The organism is Bradyrhizobium sp. CCBAU 65884 (genome assembly GCF_028128835.1).
Taxonomy (GTDB): Bacteria; Pseudomonadota; Alphaproteobacteria; order Rhizobiales; family Xanthobacteraceae; genus Bradyrhizobium; species Bradyrhizobium ottawaense.
Map to the genome: position 1 here is coordinate 155,621 of NZ_LBJU01000133.1, position 19,865 is coordinate 175,485.

The 19,865-nt window shown below is 62.9% G+C and carries 17 protein-coding genes; 6 read left to right on the top strand and 11 right to left on the bottom strand.

Going from position 1 to position 19,865, the window contains the following annotated elements; genetic code table 11:
* Nucleotides 1-121: 121 nt before the first annotated feature.
* Both XI03_RS37130 and XI03_RS37135 read left to right on the top strand, forming a co-directional pair.
* Complete coding sequence (locus XI03_RS37130; protein WP_271594900.1) at nt 122-1,117, top strand: fatty acid desaturase; 996 nt, start codon at nt 122-124, stop codon at nt 1,115-1,117.
* Nucleotides 1,110-2,129 carry a class I SAM-dependent methyltransferase gene (locus tag XI03_RS37135; RefSeq protein ID WP_271594901.1) on the top strand — a complete coding sequence of 340 codons (1,020 nt, stop codon included), beginning with the start codon at nt 1,110-1,112 and terminating at the stop codon, nt 2,127-2,129. The genes XI03_RS37130 and XI03_RS37135 overlap by 8 nt, the downstream gene beginning before the upstream one ends.
* Nucleotides 2,130-2,204: 75 nt before the next feature.
* Here the strand turns inward: XI03_RS37135 and ahcY are convergent, their stop codons facing one another.
* From ahcY to XI03_RS37150, 3 genes are all read right to left on the bottom strand, one after another.
* Nucleotides 2,205-3,626 carry an adenosylhomocysteinase gene (gene ahcY, locus XI03_RS37140; RefSeq protein ID WP_028143344.1) on the bottom strand — a complete coding sequence of 474 codons (1,422 nt, stop codon included), beginning with the start codon at nt 3,624-3,626 and terminating at the stop codon, nt 2,205-2,207.
* A gap of 124 nt (nt 3,627-3,750) precedes the next feature.
* Nucleotides 3,751-4,947, bottom strand: a complete 1,197-nt coding sequence (metK, locus tag XI03_RS37145; protein WP_028143345.1) for a methionine adenosyltransferase — start codon at nt 4,945-4,947, stop codon at nt 3,751-3,753.
* A gap of 62 nt (nt 4,948-5,009) precedes the next feature.
* Entirely contained in the window at nt 5,010-6,365 is a 1,356-nt protein-coding gene (locus XI03_RS37150) for a hypothetical protein (protein ID WP_028143346.1), read from the bottom strand.
* A gap of 192 nt (nt 6,366-6,557) precedes the next feature.
* On the opposite strand from XI03_RS37150, the gene XI03_RS37155 reads away from it, so the two are divergent.
* Entirely contained in the window at nt 6,558-7,646 is a 1,089-nt protein-coding gene (locus tag XI03_RS37155; RefSeq protein ID WP_095425614.1) for a TIGR02281 family clan AA aspartic protease, read from the top strand.
* A gap of 101 nt (nt 7,647-7,747) precedes the next feature.
* On the top strand, nt 7,748-9,469 hold the full coding sequence (locus XI03_RS37160; protein WP_271594902.1) for a caspase family protein: 1,722 nt from the start codon (nt 7,748-7,750) through the stop codon (nt 9,467-9,469).
* Between the two features lie 194 nt (nt 9,470-9,663).
* Here the strand turns inward: XI03_RS37160 and XI03_RS37165 are convergent, their stop codons facing one another.
* From XI03_RS37165 to XI03_RS37190, 6 genes are all read right to left on the bottom strand, one after another.
* On the bottom strand, nt 9,664-10,782 hold the full coding sequence (locus tag XI03_RS37165) for a cobalamin-independent methionine synthase II family protein (protein ID WP_038949024.1): 1,119 nt from the start codon (nt 10,780-10,782) through the stop codon (nt 9,664-9,666).
* Between the two features lie 24 nt (nt 10,783-10,806).
* Entirely contained in the window at nt 10,807-11,523 is a 717-nt protein-coding gene (locus tag XI03_RS37170) for an ABC transporter ATP-binding protein (RefSeq protein WP_271594903.1), read from the bottom strand.
* Nucleotides 11,516-12,271 (bottom strand): ABC transporter ATP-binding protein, encoded by a 756-nt coding sequence (locus XI03_RS37175; RefSeq protein WP_271594904.1) that lies wholly within the window; start codon nt 12,269-12,271, stop codon nt 11,516-11,518. Before XI03_RS37175 ends, XI03_RS37170 begins: the two co-directional genes overlap by 8 nt.
* Entirely contained in the window at nt 12,268-13,296 is a 1,029-nt protein-coding gene (locus XI03_RS37180) for a branched-chain amino acid ABC transporter permease (protein ID WP_028143351.1), read from the bottom strand. The genes XI03_RS37175 and XI03_RS37180 overlap by 4 nt, the downstream gene beginning before the upstream one ends.
* A gap of 8 nt (nt 13,297-13,304) precedes the next feature.
* On the bottom strand, nt 13,305-14,174 hold the full coding sequence (locus XI03_RS37185; protein WP_028143352.1) for a branched-chain amino acid ABC transporter permease: 870 nt from the start codon (nt 14,172-14,174) through the stop codon (nt 13,305-13,307).
* 181 nt (nt 14,175-14,355) lie between these two features.
* Nucleotides 14,356-15,534, bottom strand: a complete 1,179-nt coding sequence (locus tag XI03_RS37190; protein ID WP_038949020.1) for an ABC transporter substrate-binding protein — start codon at nt 15,532-15,534, stop codon at nt 14,356-14,358.
* Between the two features lie 570 nt (nt 15,535-16,104).
* Between XI03_RS37190 and XI03_RS37195 the strand changes: the two genes are divergently transcribed.
* Nucleotides 16,105-16,398 (top strand): hypothetical protein, encoded by a 294-nt coding sequence (locus tag XI03_RS37195; protein WP_028143354.1) that lies wholly within the window; start codon nt 16,105-16,107, stop codon nt 16,396-16,398.
* A 72-nt stretch (nt 16,399-16,470) separates the two neighbouring features.
* On the opposite strand, the gene purU is transcribed toward XI03_RS37195, so the two are convergent.
* Nucleotides 16,471-17,334, bottom strand: a complete 864-nt coding sequence (gene purU / locus XI03_RS37200) for a formyltetrahydrofolate deformylase (RefSeq protein WP_028143355.1) — start codon at nt 17,332-17,334, stop codon at nt 16,471-16,473.
* Nucleotides 17,335-17,509: 175 nt separating this feature from the next.
* Here purU and XI03_RS37205 point away from each other — a divergent pair, with 175 nt between their 5' ends.
* Nucleotides 17,510-18,349 carry a uroporphyrinogen-III synthase gene (locus XI03_RS37205; protein ID WP_271594905.1) on the top strand — a complete coding sequence of 280 codons (840 nt, stop codon included), beginning with the start codon at nt 17,510-17,512 and terminating at the stop codon, nt 18,347-18,349.
* A 5-nt stretch (nt 18,350-18,354) separates the two neighbouring features.
* Here XI03_RS37205 and XI03_RS37210 read toward each other — a convergent pair whose 3' ends face one another.
* Nucleotides 18,355-19,800, bottom strand: coding sequence for an adenylate/guanylate cyclase domain-containing protein (locus XI03_RS37210; protein WP_028143357.1), 1,446 nt, complete (start codon nt 19,798-19,800; stop codon nt 18,355-18,357).
* Between the last annotated feature and the right edge of the window lie 65 nt (nt 19,801-19,865).

A 19,865-nucleotide genomic window follows, 5' to 3' on the forward strand; every position in this document is an offset into this window, starting at 1 on the left:
GCAAACGACAGACTAATCCGGCGATCGAGTCGGCCTTTTGCTAGTAGAACTACTTTATATTCCCTTCCATTGCGGGTAGTACTTCGACCGCTTGAACGACCTGCGCTGGGAGCACCGTGAAATGTCGGTCCAGGCCTATTCGCCGTTTCGCGCTAATCTGATCACGCCGTCAGACCTCAGACGGCTCAACGAGATAAGACCGTGCGTTCCCGTCTTGGCGACGGTGGTCCACTGGACATTGATCGTAGCGGCCTGGACGATGGTCGCGCTGTGGCCGAACTTTGCCACAGCCGTCCTCGCCTTCTTCGTCGTCGGTGTGAATTTCTATGGCCTCTACATCATTATGCATGATGGGCTCCATCGCAGACTCTTTCGATCAGTTACCCTCAATGATCTCTGGAATGATCTGACGATGACCGCCTCGATCGGCGCGATCACGCGGATCAATCGTCGCAACCACATGACGCACCATCATTCGACGTGCCTCGCGGACGACCCCGATCGTTTCAAATATGTGCACGAGGGCAAGGATGTGGTCATCCCCTTCATGGCATTCCTAAGTGGCGTCAGTCCGCTTGTGACGGCCGTCAGGAATGTGTTTTTCAAACGATCGCCCCAGTCCGTTGCTAGTCCTGTCGAACCCTCCGAGCGCTATCGGCTCCGAGACATCCTTCTTCTGGCCGCCTGGCAACTCGCTCTGATTGGTGGCCTGAGCTATTCGATCGGAGCCTGGGCTTATCCGTGCCTCTGGCTTGCGCCAACCTACGCCCTTGCCTACCGCGCCGATCTCGTGCGCGTATTCTGCGAGCATTCGATGATGATCGCCGATGAAGACGCAGACAGCTCGATGCGATTGATCACCTACGAGAGCAATTGGTTCGAGAAGCTGTTCTTCGCCCCTCACAACATGAACTATCATATGGCTCACCATCTTTGGCCGAGCATCCCGTACTACAACCTGCCCGAGGCTGATCGTCTGATACGCACCTCGGAGATCGCAAGGAAAGGCGACACGCGGCTTGTGTGGCGAAAATCGTATGTCGGCTACCTGATCTCGTATGCCAATTGGCGGCGGAGCAACGCCGCAATTGTCATGCCCGAGCAATCCCATGCTTGAGCGAGGCATTGGTCTTCCGCCGAACTACGATACGAACGCACCACTGATCGAGACGGTGCGCGTCAGTCATTGTCCCGTTTGCGGGTCCGATCATCGGCGCGAATATGCGCACGGATTCGATTATGAAATCGAGACGTGCCGCAATCTTTGGACCTTTTTCCAGTGCACCGAGTGTGAAGCGGTCTGGATCGATCCGCGACCGGCAAACGGTGAGCTGTCCACGATCTATCCGCCAACCTACTATGCCTACGATATGTCGGAAAAGCTGCCGGCCGTCATTCTCAAAGGCAAGGCGATGCTCGATCGCATCAAGCTTGCCGGGATCACCAAGCGGATGGAGAAAAAACCGACCAGCTATCTGGACGTCGGCTGCGGCGATGGCCGCTATCTCTACCAGTTCGCGGAACGGGGGATGTCGCGGGACCGCATCTATGGCATGGACTTGCCCTCGCCGGCGCTGCCCAAACTTCAGAGTGACGGGTTCAGGGTTTGGGCGGGACGCGTCGAGGACTGCACCGAGATCGAACCGGGCACGATCGATCTCATCACGATGTTTCACGTGATCGAACATGTGGAAGATCCGATCGCCGTGATGCGCAAGTTAACGGAGTGGCTATCTCCTGGCGGAGTCCTTGCGCTCGAGACTCCGAACACCGACTCGATCGATCGCCGGCTCTTCTCCAATGGCTGGTGGGGCGGACTTCATATTCCCCGGCATTGGACCCTCTTTAACAGCAAGAGCATCGGGCGGGCGGTCGAGAAGGCCGGACTGGAGCCAGCGGGCATTTTCTACCAGACCGGACATTCCTTCTGGCTTCACTCGTTCCGCCATGGCTTTCGCTACAACACGGTCCTGCCGATGCCGAAGCTTGCGGAATGGTTCAATCCGATGAAGTCACGCCTCCCGTTGATGGCGATCACAGGCTTTGAGTTGCTTCGTCGCACGCTTGGCGCAAGGACTTCGGCCATGCTGGTCCTTGCGCGCAAGCCTGGAGGTCCGCCGGTCGCGTGACCGACAACAGCGTGAGGCCGAAAAAAAGCCCCGGATTGCTCCGGGGCTTCGTGCGTTCTTGACGCGCGCTGCGCCTCAGTAGCGGTAGTGGTCCGACTTGTACGGGCCTTCCTGCTTCACGCCGATATAGTCGGCCTGGTCCTTGCGCAGCTCGGTGAGCTTGACGCCGATCTTGGCGAGGTGCAGGCGCGCGACCTTCTCGTCGAGCGACTTCGGCAGCACGTAGACTTCCTTCTTGTACTTGCCGTCCTTGTTATTGGCGAACAGCTCGATCTGCGCCAGGGTCTGGTTGGTGAAGGAGGCCGACATCACGAAGGACGGATGGCCCATCGCGTTGCCGAGGTTCACGAGGCGGCCTTCCGACAGCATGATGATGCGGTGCTTGTCCGGAAATTCGATCTCGTCGACCTGCGGCTTGATGTTGGTCCACTTCAGGTTACGCAGACCCGCGATCTGGATCTCGTTGTCGAAGTGACCGATGTTGCAGACGATGGCGCGATCCTTCATCGCGCGCATGTGTTCGATGGTGATGATGTCCTTGTTGCCGGTCGCGGTGACAAAGATGTCGGCGCGGGGAGCTGCGTCTTCCATGGTCACGACTTCGTAGCCTTCCATCGCGGCCTGCAGCGCGCAGATCGGATCGACTTCCGACACCATCACGCGGCAGCCGGCCTGGCGCAGCGAGGCGGCCGAACCCTTGCCGACGTCGCCGAAGCCGGCGACCATCGCAACCTTACCCGACATCATCACGTCGGTGCCGCGGCGGATGCCGTCGACCAGCGATTCACGGCAGCCATAGAGATTGTCGAACTTCGACTTGGTGACGCTGTCGTTGACGTTGATGGCGGGCCACAGCAGCGTGCCGGCCTTCTGCATGTCATAGAGACGATGCACGCCCGTGGTGGTCTCTTCGGACACGCCCTTGATGCTCTTGGCGATCTCGGCGAAGTAGCCCTTGGGCTTTTCCTTGAGCTGCTTCTTCAGCAGCGCGAAGAAGACTTCCTCTTCTTCCGAACCCGGCTTGTCCAGGAACGCGGCGTCGCCGTTTTCGGCGCGCAGACCGAGATGGACGTACATGGTGGCGTCGCCGCCGTCATCGAGGATCATGTTCGGGTGACCGCCGCCGTGCCAGTCGAACAGTTTTGCGGTGTAGTCCCAGTACTCGGTCAGCGTCTCGCCCTTGACGGCGAAGACGGGAATGCCGGCGGCAGCGATCGCGGCCGCAGCGTGGTCCTGCGTCGAATAGATGTTGCAGGAGACCCAGCGAATATCGGCGCCGAGGGCGGCCAGCGTCTCGATCAGCACGCCGGTCTGGATCGTCATGTGCAAGGAGCCGGCGATGCGCGCGCCCTTCAGCGGCTGCTTCGGGCCGTACTCTTCGCGGGTGGCCATCAGACCGGGCATCTCGGTCTCGGCGAGCGAGAGCTCCTTGCGGCCGAAATCGGCGAGCGAAATGTCCTTGACGATGTAATCGGTGAAGCCGGGCTTCGCGTTCATTGGAGGTTCCTGTTTGTTTGGCTCGTCATTCCGGACCCGCTCGCGAAACGAGCGAACCCGGAATCAGGCAGTTCGAGATTCCGGGTTCGCCGCTGTTGCGGCGCCCCGGAATGACGCAAGTGAATCAGAGCGCGCGCTTGAGCTGCTCGACGAGGTCGGTCTTCTCCCAGGAGAAGCCGCCCTCGTTGTCGGGCGTGCGGCCGAAATGGCCGTAGGCCGAGGTGCGCGCGTAGATCGGGCGATTGAGGTCGAGATGGCTGCGGATGCCGCGGGGCGTCAGATCCATCGCCTGCGCCGCCGCCTTCTCGAGCTGCTCCTCCGGCACCTTACCGGTGCCGTGGGTGTCGATGTAGATCGACAGCGGCCGCGCCACGCCGATGGCGTAGGCGAGCTGGAGCGTGCAGCGGTCGGCAAGGCCGGCGGCAACGATGTTCTTGGCGACGTAGCGCGCAGCATAAGCCGCCGAGCGGTCGACCTTGGTCGGATCCTTGCCGGAGAACGCGCCGCCGCCATGCGGGGCCGCGCCACCATAGGTGTCGACGATGATTTTACGGCCAGTCAGGCCGGAGTCACCATCGGGACCGCCGATGAAGAACTTGCCGGTCGGGTTGATGTGCCAGATCGTCTTCGGCGTGATCCAGTCCTTCGGCAGCGCCTCGCGCACATAGGGCTCGACGATGTCGCGAATCTGCTTGGACGAGATGTCCTCGACCAGGTGCTGATGCGAAACCACGATCTCGCGCACGCCGACCGGCTTGCCGTTCTCGTACTGCACGGTGACCTGGCTCTTGGAGTCCGGACCGAGCACCTTCTCCTTGCCGGAGTGACGGGCTTCGGAGATCAGGCGAAGGATCTTGTGGGCGTAGAAGATCGGCGCCGGCATCAGATCTGGCGTCTCGTTGGTGGCGTAACCGAACATGATGCCCTGGTCGCCCGCGCCCTCTTCCTTGACCTCGCCCGGCTGCAGCGCATCAACGCCCTGGGCGATGTCGGCCGACTGCGGATGCAGCAGAATCTCGATGTCGCAGGTCTTCCAGTGGAAACCTTCCTGCTCGTAGCCGATGTCCTTGATCGCACCCCGGACGACGCCCTCGATCTGCTCGTTGGTCACCGACTTCGGACCGCGGGTCTCACCGGCGATCACCACCTTGTTGGTGGTCGCCAGGGTCTCGCAGGCGGCGCGGATCTGCCAGGGGTCGATGCCGGCCTTCGGCCCTTCGCGGTAGAACAGATCGACGATCTCGTCGGAGATCCGGTCGCACACCTTGTCCGGATGGCCCTCGGACACGGACTCGCTGGTGAAGAGATAGGACGCGCGCATCAGTAACCCCTTGTTCCGCCGCTAAACCGGCGGGCGTTTGCGATGTTTACCTGTGGATGATGTCAATCACGCCGGCGCGAGATGACGTAGGATTCGTCGAGAAACCAGAGCCCATTGTACTTCCGCAGAACGTCCCTGGCGGCATCCAGAGTGCGGCCGTTTTGAGTCATTTCTGTCAACCGGTCGTCCTCAATCTGAGCGACATACACCGCCGCATTCCACGCTGCAAAGGCTGTCGAGGTTCCGATCGTCCCGGTTACCTCGTTGGGCAGCGCTTCCATATCATACCTGAAGATCGAGCGGTTATCCGCATATGCATTAAAATTTAAGTCGCGGCCCAACGAGCCAAGTTCATACTTAACGGCGCGCAATAGCTCATGACGGCTCACGGCGAAAGGATTTTCTCCTGGCCAGATCGCCTGGATCATTTCCATGCCCGGATCCTGGCCGTGGGAGTGGATTCCGATCAGCCGGCCTCCCGGCCGAAGCGCCCGGGCCAGAGGCGCGATGATCCGCTTGGCCCGGAAATTGACCGAGGACAGGGCGCGGTAGGGCTGGGATGCGATGACGAGGTCGAAATTGGCCTCGGTCTGGCCCGGCCGCGGAATGGTCGAATCCAGCAGGAATCTGTGGTCCTCGCGATAGAGCACCAGGACGACCGGCCGTTCGTACAGCGGCATGGCCGTGCGTGGGCTGATCGCGGCGCGCCAGTTCTGCTCCAGGAACGGTCTCAGCTCCGCGATCTGCTGCTCGAACTCACCTGAAGAGGCGCCCCGCAGCGGGACCTCGTGCCAGACGGTCGCAGCCGCCGCCGCCGGCGATGCCGGCGTCAGCCAGGGCGCCTCCGAGTAGAACATGTTGGTGAAGACGAACACCGACGCCGGATGCTCGAAAATGCGGTCCGGCACCTTCTCCAGGGTCAGGCGCAGGTCCTCGAGGCTGAGCTCCTTGCCGGCGACGTAGAACGGCATGTGCGGATAGCGCTGATGCGTCGCGCGCAGCACCCGCGCCAGCACCGTGCCGTCGCCGACGCCGGCGTCGAACACGCGCAAGGCCGGTGGGCGCGGATGGATGGAGGAAAGCTCCAGTGCGACCCTGTCGGCGACCACCCGCTTCTCGCTGCAGGTGTGGACGAACAGCAGGTACTTCTGGCGATTCTCGAAGAAACGGAAATTGCCGCGTGGATCGCGCTTTTCGGGCGGCACCTGAAGCCCGCGCGGCGGCGGCACGCCGCCGGCCATCGATGCCGCCATATAGGCCTGGATCCGGTCCAGCGTATCGATGGTGATGCGCTTGCCCTCGCGCAGGCGATGCACCAGCTTCCCATCGTTCACCGCCCGCCGGCCGAACGTCGATTCCGCCATGTCTGCCTTGCGGCAGAACTCCGTGATCTGGCTCAGGATTTCGTCGTTTTTCATCGGTGGGAACTTGGTGGGCAGACCTGTTGGGCACTGTTCTCTAACAAATTCTGCCCACTCAGGGAATACCCTGGAATTGCTCCACGTGCTGTCGATTGGCGGTGCTACGCCGATTGGGGACACTCCCGTCGTGCGTCTGGCCGTGCCTACACTTATCGGTATACATGGCGGACGGGATGTTCGGGGCTGGATATGTTGAGGTCGTTTTGGCTTGCAGTGGTGTTGCTCGCTGCACTCTCAGGTACTGGTCACGCGGGCTACCTGGCCGACAATCCCGACGAAGTCTTCCAGTCCGTCTATGCGCGCATCGGGCCACTCCCGGTCGCCGCCGCGCGCGACCCGTCCGTCTGGCTGAAGCTGGAAGAGCTCAAGCGCGAGCCCTGCGACCAGAAGAGCATCGATGATCTTGCGCAGTGGCTCGACAAGCTCGGCTATCGGCGACAGGCCGCTGACGGACTCTTCAATTTCGTCAAGCACTGCGGGGCGCCGCTGACCGCACTGAACAAGGCAGTCAGCATCTACATAAGACTGACCGACTACCCGAAAGCCGTCGAAGCGGCGGACGAGTACGTCAGGCGCGCCCCATCCGACCAAACCGCGCGCTACCTGCGCGGCATGGCGCTGGATGGTGCCGGCGACTATCGCCGCGCGCTGACCGATTACTCCGACACGATTGAGCTTTTCGCCGGCGACAAGAAGATGGTGTCCAGCAGCGTGTTCCTGCGCATGGCCAACGCCTACGCCGCCTTGAAGCAGTTCTGCGAGGCGACAGCGCCGATCAACCGTTGGGTTGCGTTCGATCCCGCCACGCGCGACACCAGCAAGACCCAGAAGATCATCGCCGACTATGAGCGGCAGGGTAATTGCGTCTCATCGAACGAGCTCCGCAAGGAGAGCTTCCCATTGCAGGGACAGAGAGGTGTCGTCACCGCCAAGGCGGAGATCAACGGCGTGCGCGGGCTGTTCGTGCTCGACACCGGTGCGAGCTACGTGTCGGTGAAGTCGTCCTTCGCGAGCAAGGCCAAGATTGCAGACGGCGGCGCAAGCGAGATCACGCTGAACACCGCCAACGGGCAGATCAAGGCTAAGCTCACCAAAGCCGACAAGGTCGCGCTGGGCAAGCTCGAGGCGACCAACGTGCCGATCGCAGTTCAGAGCAGCGACGACAAGAGTTATGGGCCAGGCATCGACGGCCTCCTCGGCATGAGCTTCCTGTCGCGGTTTGAGGTGCAGATGGCGCGTGGATCGATGGAGATCCGGACCCGGCAGCCAAGGAAGTGACTTGCGGCTGCCTGGGTAAGCCCGGGCGTGAACCGGGACATAGGCCGGCGCGACCAAACGGCTGAAACCACCGTCGAAATCCGCCTGTCGCCGAGGTCTGCGTGCGCCGCCTGCTGCTGATCCCCGCTCTGCTTGCCGCCCTGCCCTGGTCCGCAGCCAGCTTCGCGCAGGCGCGCAGCCAGCTTGGGCCGCTCTGCACCACCGACACGACGCCAGCGGACAAGATGATCGACGCCTGCAACAAGATCATCGCCTTGAAGGTGTTTCGAGGCGAGCAGCTTGCGACGATCCATTTCTGGCGCGCGGTGGGCTGGAACAGGAAGGGCGACTACGCAAAAGTCATCACCGACGCCACCGAAGCGATCCGGCTGCCGAGCCAGGCGGCCTATAATCTCAGGGGCTCGGCCTATTACGACAAGGGCGACTACGACATCGCGATCGCCGATTTCGACGACGCGCTGAAACTCGGACCGCCCAGCGGCATCATCTTCCACAATCGCGGCAACGCCTGGCGCGGCAAGCACGACTATGCCAAGGCCATTGCCGATTACGACATGTCGATCAAGGCCGATCCGAAATCGGCGTTCTCGTTCCAGAACCGCGGCATCTCGAAACAGGCGCTCGGCGATCTCGACGACGCGCTCGCCGATATCAACCAGGCGATCCGGCTCGACCCCTCGCTGCCGCAGCCGCTGATCAACCGCACCGCGATCTGGCGCGCCAAGGGCGATCTCGATCGCGCCATCGCCGACGGCAGCGAGGCGATCCGGCTCGCCAGGGACAAACCGCCGGCCAACATCATGACGCCGCCGAACAGCGTGCTGATCTCCGGCTACACCCATCGCGCGCTGGCCTATGAAGCGAAGGGTGACTACGCAAGCGCGCGCGAGGACTACAAGGCGGCGCTCGCGGTCGTGGCGTCGGACGCCGGCAGCAAGGCCAATCAGGCCACCGCAAAGGTGCGGCTCTCGCTCGTCACCGAAGCGCCCGCACCGGTCCCGCGCGACGCGCCGATGTCGATCGCGCAGCAGCCCAGCACGCCGTCACAGCAGCAGGCGACCGCGACGCCGGCGCCCTCGCCATCTCCGCTCGCGAGCGGCCGCGGCAAGCGCATGGCGCTGATTATCGGCAACGGCGCCTATCAACACGTCAAGGCACTACCCAACCCGTCCAGCGATGCCCGTGCGGTCGCAAAGAGCCTGCGCGACATCGGCTTCACCGTGTCGGAGGGCGTCGATCTCGACCGTGCCGCGATGCAGAAGATGACGCGCGACTTCCTGCGCGAGGCCGCCCGGGCGCAGGTGGCGGTGGTCTATTATGCCGGCCATGGCGTCCAGGTCGACGGCCGCAACTACCTCATTCCCGTCGACGTCGAACTCAAGCCGGGCACGGGCATGACAGAAGCGATGATCGACATGGACACGATCATGGCCGGCCTCGACGACCAGGTTCGCACCAACATCCTGATCTTCGATGCCTGCCGCAACAATCCCATGGCGCAGCAGGTCGCATCCGCCGGCAGCAGTCGCGGCATCGAGGGCGCTTCGGGTCTCGCTGCACCGACGAGCCTCGGCAGCGGCGCGACGTTAGGGGCCGGCACGCTGATCGCATTCGCGACCGCGCCGGGCCAGGTCGCGCTCGACGGCGAAGGCGCGAATTCGCCGTTCTCCGCCGCGTTGTCTCGCCATCTCGGCACCCCGGGGTTGGAGGTGCAGCAGATGCTGACGCGGGTGCGGGCGGAGGTGGTTTCGAGCACCAAGAACAAGCAGGTGCCGTGGTCGAACTCGTCGCTGCTGGGCGAGGTCTATCTGGCGGAGAAGTGAGATGGTCTCGTGCCCCGGACGCAGCGCAGCGCTTTCCTGGCGATGCGTAGCATCGTCCAGTTCAGCGGTGCGCTGCAGAACCGGGGCCCATTTTCCCGCGGGGGCAGCTCGTTGCTTTCTGGGTCCCGGCTCTGCACCGCAACGCTAAGCGCGTTGCAGCGCGTCCGGGACAGGAGCGAGGCGAGCGCGGCCGGTCAGTTGCCCCACACTTCCTTCGCGATCTCGACCGCAAGGCTCAGCTTCGCCCACTGCTCTTCCTCGGAGAGGACGTTACCCTCTTCCGTCGAGGCAAAGCCGCATTGCGGCGACAGCGCGAGTTGCTCCAGCGGGGCGAACTTGGCGGCTTCTTCCAGACGGCGCTTGATGTCGTCCTTCTTCTCGAGCTCTCCGAACTTCGAGGTGATGACGCCGACCACGACGACCTTGTTGCCCTTGGGCAGGAAGCGCAGCGGCTCGAAGCCGCCGGCGCGGTCGCTGTCATATTCGAGGAAATAGCCGTCGTAATTGGTGCCGGCGAGCATGGTCTCGGCAACCGGCTCATAGCCGCCCGAAGAAATCCAGGTCGAACGGAAATTGCCACGGCAGACATGCGTCGTCACCACCATGTCGGCGGGCTTCTCGGCCAGCGCGTAGTTGATGATGCGGGCATAGATCTGCTGGAGACCGTCCGGATTGTCGCCGCGCTCGCGCGCCTTCTGCAGTTCATCCTGCGAGCAGAGATAGGCCCACACGGTGTCGTCGAACTGGAGATAGCGGCAGCCGGCATCGTAGAACGCTTTGACGGCTTTCCGGTAGGTCTTGCCGAGGTCTTCGTAGAAGGCCTCGAGATCGGGATAGACGTCCTTGGAAATCGACTTGCGGCCGCCGCGGAAGTGCAGCACTGCCGGCGAAGGTATCGTCATCTTGGCGGTGACGTGGGCCTGGTCGGCGACCTTCTTCAGGAAGCGGAAGTGGTCCAGCATCGGGTGGTCGTCGGGAAAGTCGAGCTTGTCGATCACCCGCACCGCGTCGTGCCGGGTCTGCACGCCTGCGAACTGGATGCCGGTGTCGGGATGAAACAGCTCGCAGCCGGTGAGCTTGGCCAGGAAGTCGAAATGCCACCATGAGCGGCGGAACTCGCCGTCGGTCGCGAGCTTGAGCCCGATCGAGGCCTGCTTGTGCACGACCTTCTCGATCTCCATGTCCTCGATCTTGCGCAGATCGTCGGCCGAGATCTCGCCCTTCTCAAGCCGGCTACGGGCTTCCTTGATCTTGGCCGGACGCAGGAGGCTGCCGACCTCGTCGGCGCGGAAGGGGGCTTTGGTTCGCTGCATGTCTTACTCCCTGGACATTCTAGTTTAGTGAGCCGCCGCCCCGGCGACGCCGAGATGGCGTTCCAGGACCGAGGGGTCGGTTTTCAGCGCGGCGCTCGGAGCATCGTGGACGATCGTCCCGCGCTCCAATATCACAACGCGGTCGGCCAGCCTCAGAATCTTTTGGGCATTCTGTTCGACGATGATCGAGCAGATGCCGCCTGCCCGCGTGATGCTGCCAATCGCCTTCAAGAGCTCCTCGACAATGATGGGGGCAAGGCCCTCTGTCGGCTCGTCCAGCAACAGCACTTTCGGATTGAGGGTGAGCGCGCGGCCGATCGCCAGCATCTGCTGCTCGCCGCCGGAGAGCTGGTTGCCGAAATTGCTCCGCCGCTCCTTCAGCCGCGGGAACATCTCGTAGACCTTCTCGACCGACCAGGGACCGGGCTGCGCCACCGCGGTCATGTTCTCTTCCACAGTGAGCGAGCGAAAGATGTTGCGCTCCTGCGGCACCCAGCCGATGCCGGCGCGCGCCCGCTGGTCAGGCCGGAGCGAAGTGACATCGGTGCCGGCGAGCGCCACGCTGCCTGAGAAGCGGCGGGTGACGCCGACGATCGAATTGATCAGCGTGGTCTTGCCGGTGCCGTTGCGGCCCAGCAGCGCCAGCACCTGGCCCTCGGCGAGGCGCAGGGACATGTTGGGCAGCACCACCGCCTCGCCATAACCGGCGCGCAACGAATCGATCGCGAGCAGGTCAGACATTGACCGCCTCCTCGCCGAGATAGACGGCCTTGACCTGCGGATCGCGCGCGACCTGCTCGGGCGGGCCCTCGGTGAGCAGCGCGCCCGAAACCAGCACGGAGATGCGGTCGGCGAAGGAGAACACGAGGTCCATGTCGTGCTCGATCAACAGCACGGTGACGTTGCGCGGCAGGCTGCCGACGACCGCGAGAATGTCGTGGCGCTCGCTCTCGGGCACGCCGGCGGCGGGCTCATCGAGCAGCAGCACACGCGGCTTGGCGGCGATCGCGACCGCGATCTCGAGCAGGCGCTGCTTGCCGTAGGGCAGCGTCACGGTCTGTTCGTTCATGACGTCGAGCAGGTGGAAGCGCGTGAGCAGATCGGCGATCTCGCCGTTGACGTCGCTGCGCGTGCCCATCCGCCGCCACCAGTCGCCGCCATGCCCGAGCCGCTCGGAAACGGCAAGGCCAATGGTCTCGAGCGGCGTCAGGTCAGGATAGAGCTGGTTGATCTGGAAGGTGCGCGACAGGCCGCGCAGCACACGCTTGTGCACGGGAAGATCGGTGATGTCCTGGCCTTCGAGCAGGATGCGGCCCGAATTCGGCTTGAGCACGCCGGTGAGCTGGTTGATGACCGTGGTCTTGCCGGCGCCGTTCGGGCCAATCAGCGCGTGGCGAGCGCCCTGCTCGATCTTCAAGGACAGGTCGCGGGTGACGCGCAGGCCGCCGAATTGCTTTTCGAGATTTTGGGTTTCGAGCACGATGGTCATGCGTCGCTCTCCGGCACGGCGACGACGGCCTTGCGTCCCGCAATCTGCCTGATGACCAGATTGGGTACGTACAGCACCCAGCGGTGCAGGCGCTGACGGCCGACCAGCACGATCACGACCAGCACGAGACCGATCCAGAATTGCCAGTACTGCGGGGTGATGGTGGAGAACACTTCCTGGAGCATGCGGAAGATCACCGCGCCAACCAGTCCGCCGTAGAGGTAACCGGTGCCGCCGATGACGAGTACCAGCATCAGATCGGCGGAGCGTTCGAAGGCAAACACGTCGAGCGAGGCGATCGCCGTGGTCTGGGTGAACAGCGCGCCCGCGACGCCGGCATAGAACGCCGCGAGCGTGTAGATCGCGATCAGGCGGCGGTTGACGGGAATGCCGATCGCGGCGGCGCGCAGCGGATTGTTCTTGATCGCGCGCAGCGACAGGCCGAACGGCGAATGCACCACGCGGCGGGCGAACAAGAAGAGCAGGAACAGGACAGCCAGCGAATAGAAGAAACCGGCCTTGCCGAACATATCGAAGGGAATCTGGCCGAAGATCGGCTGCATCTCGATGCCCTGCAGGCCGTCGGTACCGCCGGTGATGTTGGAGAAGCGCTCGGCGAGCGCTTCCAGCAGCAGCGCGATGCCGAGTGTCACCATCAGGCGCGTCAGATCGACGCCGCGGATCACCAGAAAACTGGTGGCAAAGCCGAGCACCATCGCGGCCAGGCCAGCGACGATCAGCGCCAACACGGGCTCGTTCACGATACCATGAAGCGCGAGAAGCCCCGCGGCATAAGCGCCGACGCCGAAGAAGGCAGCATGCCCGAGCGAGACGATGCCGGCATAGCCGAGGATGAGATCCAGCGACATCGCAAACAGCGCCAGCCGCAGGATGTCGGTCATGATCAGATAGCGCGTGGGAAATGCAAAGCCGCAGGCCAGCACGATCAGCCAGAAGGCGACTTCGCCGTAGTGCCAGCGCGCCTGGCGCTGGGCGTGATGACCGACGTCGGAGGAAGCACTCATCGGCGAACTCAACGCGCGGCCGTGCGGCCGAACAGGCCGTTCGGACGCCAGATCAGGATCACGATCATCATGGTGTAGATCACGAAGGGGCCCATCTTCGGCACGTAATATTTGCCGGCGACGTCGCCGATACCGAGCAGGAGCGAGGCCAGGAACGGGCCGGTGATCGAGGACGAGCCGCCGACGGTGACCACGATCAGGAAGTAGATCATGAACTTCAGCGGGAAATACGGATCGAGGCCGAGGATCTCAGCGCTCAGTGCGCCGCCGAGGCCGGCAAGCCCGCAGCCAAAGGCAAAGGTGAAGGCGAATACCTGCGGCACGTTGATGCCGAGGCCGCTTGCGGCGCGCGGGTCATCGACGGCGGCGCGCAGGCGGCTGCCGAAGCGGGTCTTGGCCAGCACCATCTGCAGCGCGATGGTGAGCAGGCCGCAGATCACGATGATCATCAGCCGGTAGCGGCCGATGCCGACGCCGAACAGGTCGAACTGCCCCTGAAGTGCCGCCGGCAGGTTGATGAAGACGCGCGAGGAGCCCTGGATATAGTCGACGGCAGCAACCGACATGAAGGTCAGGCCGATGGTGAACAGCACCTGATCGAGATGGCTGCGCGTATAGAGGTGGCGGTACAGCGTCCGTTCGAGCGCGATGCCGATCGCGGCAGAGGAGACGAAAGCGAGCGGGAGCGCTGCGAAGAACGGCCAGCCCATCCGGTTGACCAGCACCATGCAGACATAGCCGCCGGCCATGGCGAAGGCGCCATGGGCGAGATTGACGAAGTTCATCAATCCAAGCGTGACCGCAAGCCCGCACGCGAGCACAAACAGCAGCATGCCGTAGGCAACGCCATCGAACAGGTTGGTGAGGATAGAGGTCATCGTCTCAGCTTAGAGTTATCGTCATGGCCGGGCTTGTCCCGGCCATCCACGTTCTTGTCCGGACTTTGTTTTCCTGGCTTCGCGTGGATGCCCGGGGCAAGCCCGGGCATGACGCGGAGCAAGGGGCATGATATCCCGGGTTCGCGCTAATGCGCGCCCCGGGATGCCCCGCTTTCGCGGGTCACTTCTTGGTCTTGCCGAGATCCTTGACGGCCTCGAAGGTCGCGAACTCGACGTTGTAGAGCTCGCCGTCGACCTTCTCGACCTTGCGGATGTAGATGTTCTGGACGATGTCGCGGGTCTCGGGGTCGATCGAGATCGGGCCGCGCGGGCTCTCCCACTTCTGGCCCTTCATGGCCTCGACCAGCTTGGTGCCGTCGGTGTCGCCATTCGTCTTCTTGAGCGCCTCGTAAATCAGGTGGATGCCGTCATACCCGCTCACCGCCATGAAGCCCGGACGATTGCCGAACGCCTTCTTGTAGGCTGCGACGAAATCCTTGTTCATCTGCGAGGGGTGCGCCGCGGAGTAGAGATGCGCGGTGACCGTGCCGAGCACGGCGTCGCCCATGTTGTTGAGCAGGTCGTCGTCGGTGACGTCGCCCGGCCCGATCACCTTGATGCCGGCCTTGTCGAGGCCGCGCTCGGCATACTGCTTCATGAAGTTGCCACCCTGGCCGGCCGGCACGAACACGAAGATCGCGTCCGGCTTGGCGTCCTTCATGCGCTGCAGAAACGGCGCGAAGTCCGGGTTTTGCAGCGGCGTCTTGACTTCTTCGACCACCTCGCCGCCGCCTGCGGTGAAATTCTGCTTGAAGAAGTTGAGCGCGTCATTGCCCGGCGCGTAGTCGGAGGTGAGCGTCGCCACCTTCTTGATGCCGTTCTTCACCGCCCAGTCGCCGATGATGGTCGAGGACTGCGCCAGCGTGAAGCTGGTGCGCACGATATAGGGCGAGCGCTCGGTGATGATGGAGGTGCCGGCCGCCATCACGACTTCCGGGATCTTGGCTTGCGTCGCCAGCGGCGCGGCAGCCAGCGCGGCCGGCGTCACGCCGAAGCCGGCGATGAAGTTGACCTTGTCGTTGACGATCAGCTCCTGCGCGGCGGTCTTGGTCTTGTCCGGGATCGCGGCGTCGTCCTTGAGGATGATCTCGATCTTCTTGCCGGCGACGGTGTCGCCCTTCTGCTGCATGTAGAGCTTGATCGCGTTCTCGATCTGCTTGCCGGTCGAAGCCTGGCCGCCGGTCATCGGCAGGATCAGGCCGACCTTGACGGTGTCCTCGGCCTTGGCAGACGCAAGGCCTGCAACGCCCGCGATGGCGGCTGCTGCTACGGTGCGTGAAAAAATTCTGCGTTCGAACATCAGATGTCCCTCCCCTTCATTCCTGACCTGTTGTGCGCCAGACCGAGTACCCGGTCCTTGCCGCGCTCTAACCTACGGACAAGCCATGCCGCGCGGCCACATGGCGTCCTCTGCAACCCCGTTGTCAATCGGACGTTGGGCGACCATTCGGCGCAAGCCGCGCGATCGGATCGACGGCGGAGGAGATATTTGTACGATTGTACAAATAAAATGGCCCTGTCAACAAGAAAGCCTTTCGCTGTGCGAGCCGGGTCCCTCCGGGTTGATACTGCACGGTAAGAGCGACCGGCGGCGACGTGGCTGGAGAAATCCGCCTGCACTTGCATCGAACATTCGCCGGACGACGAGATCGAAATTCCCAACTCCGATTTCCCCCGCCGAAAATACGGACTGTATACCGTATCACCTCGATAGACCCAATCAATGCCTAAAATTGCGTATTATTTTACCATTATGTATACAAGCAAATCCGTCGTCGAATAGGCCAATTTTACTTGTTGAGGACTAGAGTGCGCCGCTGGCGCCCATCGGGCGCCGGTCATCCGCGCCCGGTCCAGCTCGACCCAGAAGATGCTCATGCGTATCCGTTTGCCTTCAATCGCTGCCGTCGTTGCCTTGCTGGCTTCCAACCTTGCCGGCTGCGGCACCGTCAACGAAAGACTCTCCGCCGGCATGGGCGACTCAATCCCGCAATGGGCCGGCGGGCTGCCGGCCGATGCCCCGCCGCGAGCGGGCACGCCGCAATACGACGCCTACATGAAGGAGCGCGAACGCAAGCGGCTGCTGCCGGCGGCGGATCGCGAGAAGGAAGAGCAGGCGCAGAAGGGCGCGACCGGGACCGCGCCGGCTGGCGCGGTGCGCTAAGGGAGCGAATGGCGAATAGGGAGTGGCGAACATGGCCACCCCTTCTATTCGCTACTCGCCACTCACTATTCGCTAATCCACAAACACCACGGTCTTGCGGCCGTTGAGAATGACGCGGTCGTCGAGGTGGTAGCGGATCGCGCGGGCCAGCACGCGACGCTCGATATCGCGGCCCTTGCGAACGAGATCCTCAGGCGTGTCGCGATGGCTGATGCGCTCGACGTCCTGGTCGATGATCGGACCTTCGTCGAGATCGCGCGTGACGTAATGCGCGGTGGCGCCGATCAGCTTGACGCCGCGCTCATGGGCCTGGTGATAGGGCTTTGCGCCCTTGAAGCCCGGCAGGAACGAGTGATGGATGTTGATGCAGCGCCCCGAAAGCTGCGCCGACAGATCGTCCGACAGGATCTGCATATAGCGGGCGAGCACGACCAGATCGGTCCTGGTCTTGGCGACGAGGTCGAGGATCTGTGCCTCCTGCTCGCGCTTGGTCTCCTTGGTCACCGGCAGATGGTGGAACGGAATGCCGCCGAAATCGAGCCCGCCATAGACCTCGCGCGGATGGTTGGAGACGATGGCGGCAAGCGTCATCGGCAGTTCGCCGGTGCGCCAGCGATAGAGGATGTCGACCAGGCAGTGGTCCGACTTCGACACCAGCAGCATCACCTTGCGATGCGCGGCCCGATCGCGCATCTGCCAGTCCATGCCGAAACGCTCGGCGATCGCGGCAAAGCCGGTCTGCAGCGCCGACAGTTCCACGGCGAGATCGGCCGCGGTGAACACCACGCGCATGAAGAACTGCTTGGTCTCGATGTCGTCGAACTGCTGAGCATCGAGAATGTTCTGTCCGTTGTGGGCGAGAAACGTCGACACCGCCGAGACGATGCCGGGACGATCCGGACAGGACAGGGTCAGGACATATTGATGATCGGGCATGTTGATGAACAGGCTTGGCTCTTGATGAAGGTTTGGGCAAATGATGCGGAACGACCCGCGATTTGCGCCCTGCTCTATCACCGACGTCCCCTTGCGCCAATCCCAAGACTTGCTTCGACCTGAAGCGCGGAGTCAGGATGAACGGACGACTGCTTTAACTGACCGGAGTACGCCCATGGCCGAACGCTTGAACGGCTACCGCATCCTGATCCTGGAAACGCGCGAGGAGGCGCAGTTCTCGAAGCTTCTGGCCGAGCAAGGCGCCGAGGTCGTGCAATGCCCGATGTTTACCATCCAGGATGCACCGGACCCTGCTCCGGTCGAGGCCTGGATCCGCCGCGCCATCGACAAGCCCCTTGACGACCTTGTGCTGATGACCGGCGAAGGCCTTCGGCGGATCATGAAGCTCGCGCGGGCGCGTGGGCTCGACGGCGCGTTTGTCGCATCCCTCGCCGGATCGCGAAAATTCACCCGCGGCCCGAAGCCCGGCAAGGCGCTGCGCGAGGTCGGCCTCGAAGCGCAGCAGACCACGGGCAAGCCGACCACCGAGGGCGTGATGGAGATGCTGGGCAAGCTCGACCTGAAGGGCCGGCGCCTTGGCCTTCAGCTCTATCCCGACAAGGACCATGGCGCGCTGATCGGCGCCCTTGCCGCGCAAGGCGCCGAGGTCGATGCCGTGCTGCCCTATGCCTACGATTCCAAGGCAGCGGATGCCAACATCGTCACCGCCATCGACGACATGGCCGCGGGGCGGATCGATGCCGTCGCGCTCACCAATCTCGGCCAGGTCCGCCGCCTGATCGAGGCCGCCAAGGCGCATGGCAGCGAGGCGAAGCTGCGCGCCGGCTTCGACCGGACGCTGATTGCGTCGGTGGGCCCGGCTGTTTCGGGTGAGCTTGCTGCCCATGGACTGCGCACGGACGTCTCGCCGGCCGATGAAGCCTATTTCATGCGGCCGCTGATCTCGGCGATGGCAGCCGCGCTCGCGGAGAAGCTGCCCCGGCAAGGGAGGTAAGGGTCCTACCCGGGCACGACACGATACACGCTGGCATTTCCTTCAACGCCGCGAAGAGGAGCTTCAAACACCGCGATTGCATGCCCGGAAAGGAGATCGCTCACTCCCGGCGCCGAATACAGCGCCTCCGAGATACAAATCTCGCCCGCATCCGCCAGCGACTGGACACGCGCGGCAACATTTACGGTCTGGCCGAAATAATCCAGATTGTCGTTCAGGGTCACGGCGATGGAGGGGCCGCAATGGGCTCCAATCTTCAGGATGATGCTCGGATCGCCGTGGTCGGAATTGTAGCGTTCGATTTCCCCCAATATGTGGAGCGCCGCCGAGATCGCGTCTGTCGGGCGAGAGAAGACCGCCATGACTGCATCGCCGATCGTCTTGACGATGGCACCGGAATGTTCCTGAACGGTCGCACCGAGCAAAGCAAAATGTTCGCGGACCAGCGCATAGGCATTGAGATCGCCGAGCCGTTCGTACATGGCGGTCGAACCTTTGAGATCCGTGAACAGCAGGGTCACCTGCCGGATTCCCAGGCCCTCCCTTTCGTCCACGCGTTCTGACCGGAACAGGCGGCGAAACGTCTGTCTCGCGAGCAACATCCCGCCGGACATGTAGGGCTCGAAATCAAGCGGCGGCTTGATCGCTTGAGCCAAAACCTCAGGCGGCCAGTTGATCAGGAGCAGGGAGCCTCGCGTGGATCCGCGGTTCTCCGCCTCGACAATGACGGGGCCGGGCGGCACGGCGGCCAGCGAGGGGGAAAAGCGCTGCCCATCGTATCCAACTCGCAAGATTGTCGGCGAGGTTGTCGGCTCGCCGGCCACCGCAACGGCGAACGCAGCCTGGGTTTGAATATTGACCCCCGCCAGAGCGCCGGGACCGAGTTCGCAACGAATGGTCGTGGCGGAGCCTGGCGGCAAGAACGAAAGGCCGCGAACGAACGCATGCAAATAGTCGAGAAATCGGATTTGTTGGCCAGGTATCCGCGCGTCATTCAGAAATCGAAGCTTCCAATGGAAATCCTCGACCGAGAGGGAGGCAGGATCGTGAAACGGAAGCCGCCGAAGCTGGGGCGACACCGTAAACGTGACCTCTATGAAGTCGTCGAGATCGGTTTCGCCAGTGACGTCGCACAAACCACAAACATAGTGGGTCTTGAGCGTGCGCAAGGCGCCGAAGCTATCGAGCACCATCCCGGATTGGGGACAAACAACATCCCAGCTCATCTCGAATAGCCCGCTTCTCGTCGCATAGAGAAACAGGTCAATGCTTTCCGGCTCTGCAATGGCGCGGTCGCGCGCGAATGCCAGCGGATTGACGCGGTAGAGCGATAGATCGTCACCGCTCCTGATGAGCGTTTCGAATTTGGAGATCACGCGGGGGCTCCAGGATCGGGCCCGCTCGATCTCGGTCATCTTGCTTTCGAGGAGCCTTTCCTGAATGTCGGTCATTGTGCGCTCGGATTAAGTGCGCTCGGATTAATCGTTCGTCACGCGCAGGCGTGGGCGCGAAAACG

Excerpts from the sequence above, each read along its gene's own strand:
- XI03_RS37130 (WP_271594900.1), top strand. The coding sequence starts at position 122 with ATGTCGGTCCAGGCCTATTCGCCGTTTCGCGCTAATCTGATCACGCCG.
- XI03_RS37135 (WP_271594901.1), top strand. The coding sequence starts at position 1,110 with ATGCTTGAGCGAGGCATTGGTCTTCCGCCGAACTACGATACGAACGCA.
- ahcY (WP_028143344.1), bottom strand. The coding sequence starts at position 3,626 with ATGAACGCGAAGCCCGGCTTCACCGATTACATCGTCAAGGACATTTCG.
- metK (WP_028143345.1), bottom strand. The coding sequence starts at position 4,947 with ATGCGCGCGTCCTATCTCTTCACCAGCGAGTCCGTGTCCGAGGGCCAT.
- XI03_RS37150 (WP_028143346.1), bottom strand. The coding sequence starts at position 6,365 with ATGAAAAACGACGAAATCCTGAGCCAGATCACGGAGTTCTGCCGCAAG.
- XI03_RS37155 (WP_095425614.1), top strand. The coding sequence starts at position 6,558 with ATGTTGAGGTCGTTTTGGCTTGCAGTGGTGTTGCTCGCTGCACTCTCA.
- XI03_RS37165 (WP_038949024.1), bottom strand. The coding sequence starts at position 10,782 with ATGCAGCGAACCAAAGCCCCCTTCCGCGCCGACGAGGTCGGCAGCCTC.
- XI03_RS37170 (WP_271594903.1), bottom strand. The coding sequence starts at position 11,523 with ATGTCTGACCTGCTCGCGATCGATTCGTTGCGCGCCGGTTATGGCGAG.
- XI03_RS37175 (WP_271594904.1), bottom strand. The coding sequence starts at position 12,271 with ATGACCATCGTGCTCGAAACCCAAAATCTCGAAAAGCAATTCGGCGGC.
- XI03_RS37180 (WP_028143351.1), bottom strand. The coding sequence starts at position 13,296 with ATGAGTGCTTCCTCCGACGTCGGTCATCACGCCCAGCGCCAGGCGCGC.
- XI03_RS37185 (WP_028143352.1), bottom strand. The coding sequence starts at position 14,174 with ATGACCTCTATCCTCACCAACCTGTTCGATGGCGTTGCCTACGGCATG.
- XI03_RS37190 (WP_038949020.1), bottom strand. The coding sequence starts at position 15,534 with ATGTTCGAACGCAGAATTTTTTCACGCACCGTAGCAGCAGCCGCCATC.
- XI03_RS37195 (WP_028143354.1), top strand. The coding sequence starts at position 16,105 with ATGCTCATGCGTATCCGTTTGCCTTCAATCGCTGCCGTCGTTGCCTTG.
- purU (WP_028143355.1), bottom strand. The coding sequence starts at position 17,334 with ATGCCCGATCATCAATATGTCCTGACCCTGTCCTGTCCGGATCGTCCC.
- XI03_RS37205 (WP_271594905.1), top strand. The coding sequence starts at position 17,510 with ATGGCCGAACGCTTGAACGGCTACCGCATCCTGATCCTGGAAACGCGC.
- XI03_RS37210 (WP_028143357.1), bottom strand. The coding sequence starts at position 19,800 with ATGACCGACATTCAGGAAAGGCTCCTCGAAAGCAAGATGACCGAGATC.